The organism is Protofrankia symbiont of Coriaria myrtifolia, from assembly GCF_900634755.1.
Lineage (GTDB): Bacteria > Actinomycetota > Actinomycetes > Frankiales > Frankiaceae > Protofrankia > Protofrankia coriariae.
Map to the genome: position 1 here is coordinate 1 of NZ_CAAAFS010000111.1, position 7,204 is coordinate 7,204.

Sequence of the window (7,204 nt, forward strand, 5' to 3'; positions counted from 1 at the left end):
ACGGTGGTGCTCGTCGCGCATTCGGCCGCTCTCGCCGACGTCGCCGACCGGGTCGTCACGATCGCGGCGGGCCGGGTGGCCGCCGACGGCCCGACCGCCGACTGGACAGCCACCGACGGTCTGGGCAGCGACCGCCCGGTGGATGGCCGCACAGAGCCGCCGCCCGGCCCGGCGCACCCGCCGGCTCCGGCCGCCCTGACGCTTTCGCCTGCTCCCCGCCCGGCTGTGCCCGTCCCACCGCCGGCGGTGCCTCTCCGGCCGGCCGTCACATCCGTCCCACCGGTGAGCGCATCCGTCCGGCGGCCGGGAGACACACCGCTGGAAGACATCCCGGAAGACATCTCCGTCTCGCTGGCGGGCGTGCGCTCCCGGTCCCGGCACCGGTCCCGCTCCCGCTCCCGCTCCCAGTCTCCGCCGGCCAGCGCCCACCGGCGGGCACTGGAGCTGTTCGTCTCGGCCCGGCGACGGTTCGCCCTCGGCATCCTCGCCGGGGCCGCCGCGCTGGGGTGCGGCATCGGGCTGACCGCCGCGTCGGCATGGCTGATCGTCCGGGCGTCGCAGCAGCCGCCGGTGCTGACCCTGATGGTCGCGATCGTCGCCGTCCGGGCGTTCGGGCTCGGCCGGCCAGTCTTCCGCTATGTCGAACGTCTCGTCACCCATGACGCGGCCCTGCGCGGCCTGGCCAGGCTGCGCGCGGAGGTGTTCGCCCGGCTCGTGCCGCTGGCCCCCGCCGCCCTCGGGACCCACCGCCGCGGGGATCTGCTGCGCAGGTTCACCGCGGACGTGGACGGGGTCGGCGAGTCGCTGCTGCGCGGGGTGGCCCCCACCGCGTCCGCGGCGCTCGCCTGCGCCGGCGCTGTGATCATGGTTGCAGTCGTGTCGCCGCCCGCGGGGGGCGTCCTGGCGGTCGGGCTCGCGGTGGCCGCGGTGCTGGCCGGGCCGGTGACCGGCCGCCGTACCCAGGAGATGGTCACGGCCACCGCCGCGGCGCGGGCCCGGCGGGACGTCGAGATCGTCGCCGTGCTGGACGGGCTGGACGAGATCGTGGCGTTCGGCGCGGCGCCCGCCCGGCTCGCCCGGGTACACCGCCGGGACGGCGAGATAGCCCGGCTGGCGGCGTCCTGGCGCGGGTCACCGGCGTGGGGGAGCGCGGCCGCGATGTTCGCCGCCGGCCTGACCCTCGCGGCGGTCAGCGCCGTCGGGGTGGCGGCGGTGGGGCAGCAGGCGCTGTCCGGGGTGATGCTCGGGGTGGTCGTGCTGACCACGGTCGCCGCCTTCGAGCCGTTGGCGGGGCTCACCACCGCGTTCGCCGCCCTCGCCGAGGCCCGGGCGTCGGCGACCCGGGTGTTCGCCGTCCTCGACCGCGAGCCGCTGGTGGGCGAGCCGGCCCATCCGCGGCCGCTGCCCGACGGGCCGCTTGAGGTCCGGATGCGCGATGTCGTGCTGCGGTACGCCCCGGACGGCCCGCCGGTGCTCGACGGCTTCGACCTCCACCTGCCCGCCGGCGCCCGGGTCGCGCTCGTCGGCGCCAGCGGCGCGGGCAAGAGCACCGTCGCCGACCTGCTGTTGCGCCTGCGCGACCCGCAGGCGGGCGAAGTCCTCGTCGGCGGTGTCGACCTGCGCGACGTCGCCACCGACGAGCTGTACCGGCGCGTCACCGGCATGACCCAGGACGCGCACGTGTTCGACGCGACGCTGCGGGAGAACCTGCTGATCGCCCGTACCGACGCGACCGAGGCCGACCTCACCGACGTCCTTGGGCGAGTCGGGCTCGGTGGCTGGGTCGCCGGCCTGCCGGACGGCCTGGCCACCCGGGTCGGCGCGGACGGGGAGCGGATGTCCGGCGGTCAGCGCCAGCGGCTGCTGCTCGCCCGCGCCCTGCTGTCCGACCCCGCGGTGCTCGTCCTGGACGAACCCACCGCCCATCTCGACCCGGTGACCGAGGCCGCGGTGATGCGCACGATCCTGGACGTCACCCGGGGCCGGACGGTGCTGCTGATCAGCCATCGCACGGTCGGCTTCGAGGAGCTGGACGCGGTGGTGGAGCTGGCGGGCGGTACACGGGTGCCCGCCCTGCGCTCAGCCGCCTGACGAGCGCGGACACCTGCTCTGCGCTCAGCCGCCCGCCGGTTCAGCCGCCCGCCGGCGGCTGAGCGCCGCTCGACGGTTCCGTGTCACTCGAACGGCCTGTGCCGCTCGGGCGACACGGGCCATCGGCGGGATGCGGCCCGTCCGGCCCATCCGGTGTGTCCGCTGTATCCGCCGTGTCCAGCGCGCGGGTCCGGGCGGACCAGGACAGCCGGGTACCGGCGGCGGCGGGGGAGAACACGATGAACCTGCCGCCGAGCTCCTCCGCCCGGCTGCGCATGTTGGCCAGCCCGCTGGAGCTGTCCCGGCCCTCCGGGTTCACCCCACCGACCCCGTTGTCGATGACGTCCAGCCGTACCTGGCCGTCGGTGGACCAGACGGTCACGTACACCTGGGTCGCCGACGCGTGCCGGGCGACGTTCGACAGGGCCTCGCGCAGGACCGCCACCAGATGCTCGCCGACGATGTTGCACACGCTGGAGTCCAGCGCGCCCTCGAAGCGCAGGTGCGGTGCGAACCCGAGGGAGACGGTCGCGTCGTCGACGATGTCGAGGATCTGCCCGCGCAGGCTCGGAACGTTGTCGCGCCCGCGGCGGCGCAGTTGGAAGATCGTTGTGCGGATCTGGCCGATGGTCTCGTCCAGGTCGTCGATGTAGGAGGTCAGCCGGTCCCCCTGCTGCGCCTCACCGGTGCGCGAGACCAGGCCCTGCAGCCCGATCGCCGTAGCGAAGATCCGTTGGATGACGTGGTCGTGCAGGTCGCGGGCGATGCGGTCGCGCTCCTCCAGGACGGCGATGCGGTCGCGGTCGGCGCGGGCCTGGGCCAGCTCGAGCGCCAGCGCTATGTGCCCGGCGAAACCCGACGCCATGTCGATGTCGGCGTCGGTGAAAAGCCGGCCCTCGGCCCGCCGGCCGAGCACGAGCGCCCCGACACTCTCCCCTGAGGCGATCAGCGGAATCACCATTGACGGGCCGTTCTGGCCGGCCAGCGGATCCGAGGCGGAAACGACCGCGCCGACCAGCCCGTCCGGATATTCGCCGGTGGCGACCTCCACGACGAGTTCCTCGGCCGACCCGCGGGGGAGCAGCACAGCGGAGAAGTCGGCGACGGCGATTTCCTGGGTCCGGCGCGCAATGAGTTCCAGGGGATTCGGCCCCTCGGCCAGCAGATACCGGGTGATGTCGGTGGACGCCTGCAACCAGCGTTGCCGGCGCTGCGCCTCCTCGAAAAGCCGCGCGTTCTCGATGGCGACGCCGGCGCTCGCGGCCAGCGCCTGGACGAGTTCCTCGTCCTCGGCGGTGAAACGGGACGCGTTCTGTTTGTCCGTCAGGTAGAGGTTGCCGAACACCTTGGTCCCGATCCGGATCGGGACGCCGAGGAAGCTGTGCATGGGCGGATGCCCGGCGGGGAAGCCGTCCGCCCGGTGGTCGGTGGTGATGTCGTCGAGCCGCAGCGGGTAGGGCTCCCGGATGAGCAGGCCGAGGATGCCCTTGCCTCGCGGCAGGTCACCGATCCGGCGGACCATGCTCTCGTCGAAGCCGACATGGATGAACTGTTCGAGGTTCTGGTCTCGTGCGATCACGCCGAGCGCGCCGTAACGGGCGTCCACAAGATCGCATGCGGCTTCCACGATGCGGGTCAGCACGACGGGCAGGCTCAGGTCCGAGGCAACCATGCGGCTCGCCCGCAACAGACCACGCAGACGACTCTGGGTGACGATCAGATCCTTGGCCTGGTCGACCCGATGGGTAACGAAGTCATCACCATATGGTTGTACGGCATTCCCGCCGCCAGTCTCTGCATCCATGACGATCTCAACGTATTACGCCTGACGGCCCCGCAGATCTCCCCGTCGGGCAACATCGCGCGAATCATCCCGAGCGGACCGATCGGCATCTTGTCGCGACCGGTACGACCTGCCACTCCGCCAGCCCGCCGTGATTCTTTTCACCGCCGAATGCTTTCCCTGCGCCTGCTCCAGGACAGGGGCTATATGCGCCGGTCAGCCGGGTTCCAACAGGCCGCGGTTCCTTCCCGTGATTGCGCCAACAATCCCGTCCGCGACACCGGAAAGATCTTCTTCGTCTGTTATGCGCAGGTACTGGAAGTGCCTGAGCGGACTCGGGAGACTGCCCGATTCGGTGTCGGGGACGAGTACGGGAAGAACCGCGCGGTCCGATTGGTCGTCCAGCGTCTGGCGCATGAACCGGTTGATTTCGCGGTTCTGGGAACGGTCTACGTACCGGTCGACCAGTATGACGAGGTGTCGTGACCGGGCCAGCAGAGTGTCCAGCGCGCGTGACCGCTCCACGCCGGTAGCGAGCTGTCGTGCCTGCTCCGACGGCCCGAGCACCCGCAGGCCCCGGCGGGTCAGCAGAGCCTCCAGCGACCTCGCGAGCTGTTCGCTCTCCGAAAAGCTGTCATGACTGATGAAGACGTCGAAGTCGTAGTCGTCGCCGCGTGAGCGCAGCCCCTGCCGGGTGGCGGCGGCCACGAACGAGTCCCTGCTCTCCACGAGCAGGTCGCTGCGGTCCAGCCGGTGGGCGATCGTGGCCGCGAGGGTCTCCAGCGAGTACCCGATCTTCTCCGGTGTCGGGTCCTCCTCCTCGAGCGCCGGCAGGTCCTCGCCGAAGCTCCAGTAGGAGACGTAGGGGATCGTGAGCAGGCCGAGCAGCCGCTCGACCGGCACCCCCTCCAGCGGCACCTTCTCCACGGCCCAGTTCCGGAAGAGCGGGGCGAGCTCCCGGCCGAACCGTTCCTGCCAGTACTGAGCCCGGCGGTACTCCTCCCGGGCATCGAAACGCGCGGGGACGGGGAGGGACAGCAGCAGGGAACGGTCGTAGGGCAGGTCGTCGCGGGCCTTTTCGGCGCGTTCCACGACGTCCAGGACCCCGCGCAGGCTCTGCTCGTTGGCGGTGAAGAACACGACCAGGATGTCGGGGAGCTGCGCCGTGCAGATCCCGCTGATGTCGGTGATCCCGGTCCGGCTGTCGATCAGGACGAAGTCGTAGTCCGCCACCCAGCGTTCCCGGCAGTCCTCCAGGAAGGCGCCGAGGTCCTTCCCGCCGTACAGCCCGGCCCAGTCGATCGTCTGCGCCCGGGGGACGTAGGAGGAGCGGTCGGCCGGGCCGGCGGGCAGCAGGTCCAGCGGTATGTCCAGCCCCGGCAGGGATATCCGGCTGACGTAGTCGGCGACCCGCGGGTCGCGGCCCCGCGCGAAGTCGTCGATGAAGTCGACCAGGCCGGTCCCGGGCGGTTCGGGCAGCCACCGGCTGAAATAGAACGGGATGCCCGGCGCGTCGATGTCCCAGTCGATACACAGCGTCCGGTAGCCCCACGAGGTGAGCAGCGCCGCGGTGTTGGCCAGGGCGAAGGTGCGCCCGACACCGCCCTTGTAGGAGTAGAAGGTCACCACCGTGCCGCTCGCGCGCGCACCGCTCCCCGTGCGCTCACCGCGCACTGTTCTCACCACTCACTGTGCTCACGGCCTCGGTTCACAGTCGCGGGACGTCCGCGCGGTGGGCCGGTTCGGGCTCGGGGCGCAGGACCGGGAGGTTCGGGCGCCACTCCGGCACCACGTCCAGCCTGGCCACCAGCTCCTCCGCGATCTCCGTCGCCGGTATCGGTATTCGTGGACGGTTCGCATCAGTCCGCAAGTCGCCATCTGGCGCAGGCTCATGGACTCGGGTTCGAGGATCAGGGGCATGCGTTGCTCGCGGTGGCCGCCGCGCTGGCCACCCGCACTCGGCCGGTACCGGATGAGGCGGCGGCGGTCGCCTCCCGGGCGGTCGCGCTGCCTGCGGACAGGCCGACATCGTCTGTCGCGGCGAAGGCCTGGGAGATCGCCGTCGGGCTGGCGCGGTGGCAGGACGTGACGGAGGTCCGGGAGTATCACGACCAGGTCCGCGTGCTGTCCGCACGGCTCGTGCTTCCGGGAGGGTCGAGATGACGCTGGAGTTCGGCGAGCCCGCATCCATCGTCGTGCCGACGGTGGTCACGGACCGGCTGATCCTGCGCTACTGGCGGCCGGCGGACATCGACCCGTACGCGGCGATGAACGCCGACGAGGAGACCATGCGCTACCTCAACGGCCCGTTCGACCGGGCAGGCACCGAGCGGCTGGTCACCCATCTGGCCGGCATGTGGGTGCTGTTCGGCTACGGCATGTGGGCGGTCGAGGACAAGGCCACAGGCGAGTTCCTCGGCCGGGCCGGGCTGTACTACGCCGACGGTTGGCCCGGGGTCGAGGTCGCCGTCTCCATCCGCCGGGACCGCTGGCGACAGGGCCTCGGTACCGAGGCGATCCGGACCGCGCTCGACTACGGTTTCGCCGCGCTCGGTGAAGACGAGCTGGTCACCGTCACTGACCAGGGCAACATCGGGGCGAACGGAATCGCCCGGAAACTCGGGATGAGCTTCCGGAAGATCGCCACGGTCGGTCCGTGGCGGGACAACAACATCTACGCCATCACCCGGGGGACGTGGGCGGCGCGTACCTCCTGATCAGGGCAGGGCTGGGACGCGTTCGAGGGTGCCCTGGATCGGCTGTGGGTTGATCAGCAGGTTCAGGATCGGGCAGGTGCGTTCCACCGCCTCGCGCAGCCCGCTGATCTCCTCGTCGGACGCGGGGGAGGACAGCCGTACGGCGTAGCGCAGGTCGTGCGGGTAGACCGGCAGGTCCTCGTAGCCGGGCTCGCCGGCGCGCGGGTCGAAGGTGGCGGTGACGTCGATGTCGAGGGAGTCCAGGGGGACGCCGAGCGTGGCCGCCTGGATCAGGTAGGTGTGGGTCAGGCAGCTGCCCAGCACGCCGAGCTGGATCTCCGGCGAGGTCGGCCCCAGGTTAGGCCCGGCCAGATCCGGCCCGCTGTCGCTGATGATCTGGAACTCGCGGGCCCGGATGCGGCGCACGCCGGTGCGTCCCTCCGCGGTGACGGTCGCCGAGACGGTCAGCGGTTTGACGTCGCCGGCGGCCACCCGCTCCCGATGGGCGAGGAGGGCGTCGCGTTTGCCGATCAGGTATTCGCTCAGACCGCTCACCGGGCCGTCCTCTCGTCGTCGCTCCGTCGTCGGCAAGTATGCCGGTCCGTGGCCTGCCGAACCCCGTGGCGCTCCGTGG

General features: G+C 71.6%; 6 protein-coding genes. 3 read left to right on the plus strand and 3 right to left on the minus strand.

The features are described from left to right. On the plus strand, positions 1-2,091 hold a 2,091-nt coding region (gene cydC / locus CM1CMNOD_RS06110; RefSeq protein WP_131773888.1), incomplete at its 5' end, for a thiol reductant ABC exporter subunit CydC. Between the two features lie 40 nt (positions 2,092-2,131). Here the strand turns inward: cydC and CM1CMNOD_RS06115 are convergent. Both CM1CMNOD_RS06115 and CM1CMNOD_RS06120 read right to left on the minus strand, forming a co-directional pair. After that, positions 2,132-3,895: a sensor histidine kinase gene (locus CM1CMNOD_RS06115; protein ID WP_013872800.1), complete on the minus strand. Its 1,764-nt coding sequence runs from the start codon at positions 3,893-3,895 to the stop codon at positions 2,132-2,134. A gap of 195 nt (positions 3,896-4,090) precedes the next feature. After that, positions 4,091-5,548 carry a tyrosine-protein kinase family protein gene (locus CM1CMNOD_RS06120; protein WP_050803368.1) on the minus strand — a complete coding sequence of 486 codons (1,458 nt, stop codon included), beginning with the start codon at positions 5,546-5,548 and terminating at the stop codon, positions 4,091-4,093. Between the two features lie 171 nt (positions 5,549-5,719). On the opposite strand from CM1CMNOD_RS06120, the gene CM1CMNOD_RS06125 reads away from it, so the two are divergent. Together CM1CMNOD_RS06125 and CM1CMNOD_RS06130 are read left to right on the plus strand one after the other, a co-directional pair. Continuing rightward, positions 5,720-6,037, plus strand: a complete 318-nt coding sequence (locus CM1CMNOD_RS06125) for a hypothetical protein (protein WP_131796187.1) — start codon at positions 5,720-5,722, stop codon at positions 6,035-6,037. After that, on the plus strand, positions 6,034-6,591 hold the full coding sequence (locus CM1CMNOD_RS06130; RefSeq protein WP_013872804.1) for a GNAT family N-acetyltransferase: 558 nt from the start codon (positions 6,034-6,036) through the stop codon (positions 6,589-6,591). Before CM1CMNOD_RS06125 ends, CM1CMNOD_RS06130 begins: the two co-directional genes overlap by 4 nt. Here the strand turns inward: CM1CMNOD_RS06130 and CM1CMNOD_RS06135 are convergent, their stop codons facing one another. Further along, complete coding sequence (locus tag CM1CMNOD_RS06135) at positions 6,592-7,125, minus strand: OsmC family protein (RefSeq protein WP_013872805.1); 534 nt, start codon at positions 7,123-7,125, stop codon at positions 6,592-6,594. It lies immediately after the preceding gene. Positions 7,126-7,204: the final 79 nt, after the last annotated feature.

Excerpts from the sequence above, each read along its gene's own strand:
- CM1CMNOD_RS06115 (WP_013872800.1), bottom strand. The coding sequence starts at position 3,895 with ATGGATGCAGAGACTGGCGGCGGGAATGCCGTACAACCATATGGTGAT.
- CM1CMNOD_RS06130 (WP_013872804.1), top strand. The coding sequence starts at position 6,034 with ATGACGCTGGAGTTCGGCGAGCCCGCATCCATCGTCGTGCCGACGGTG.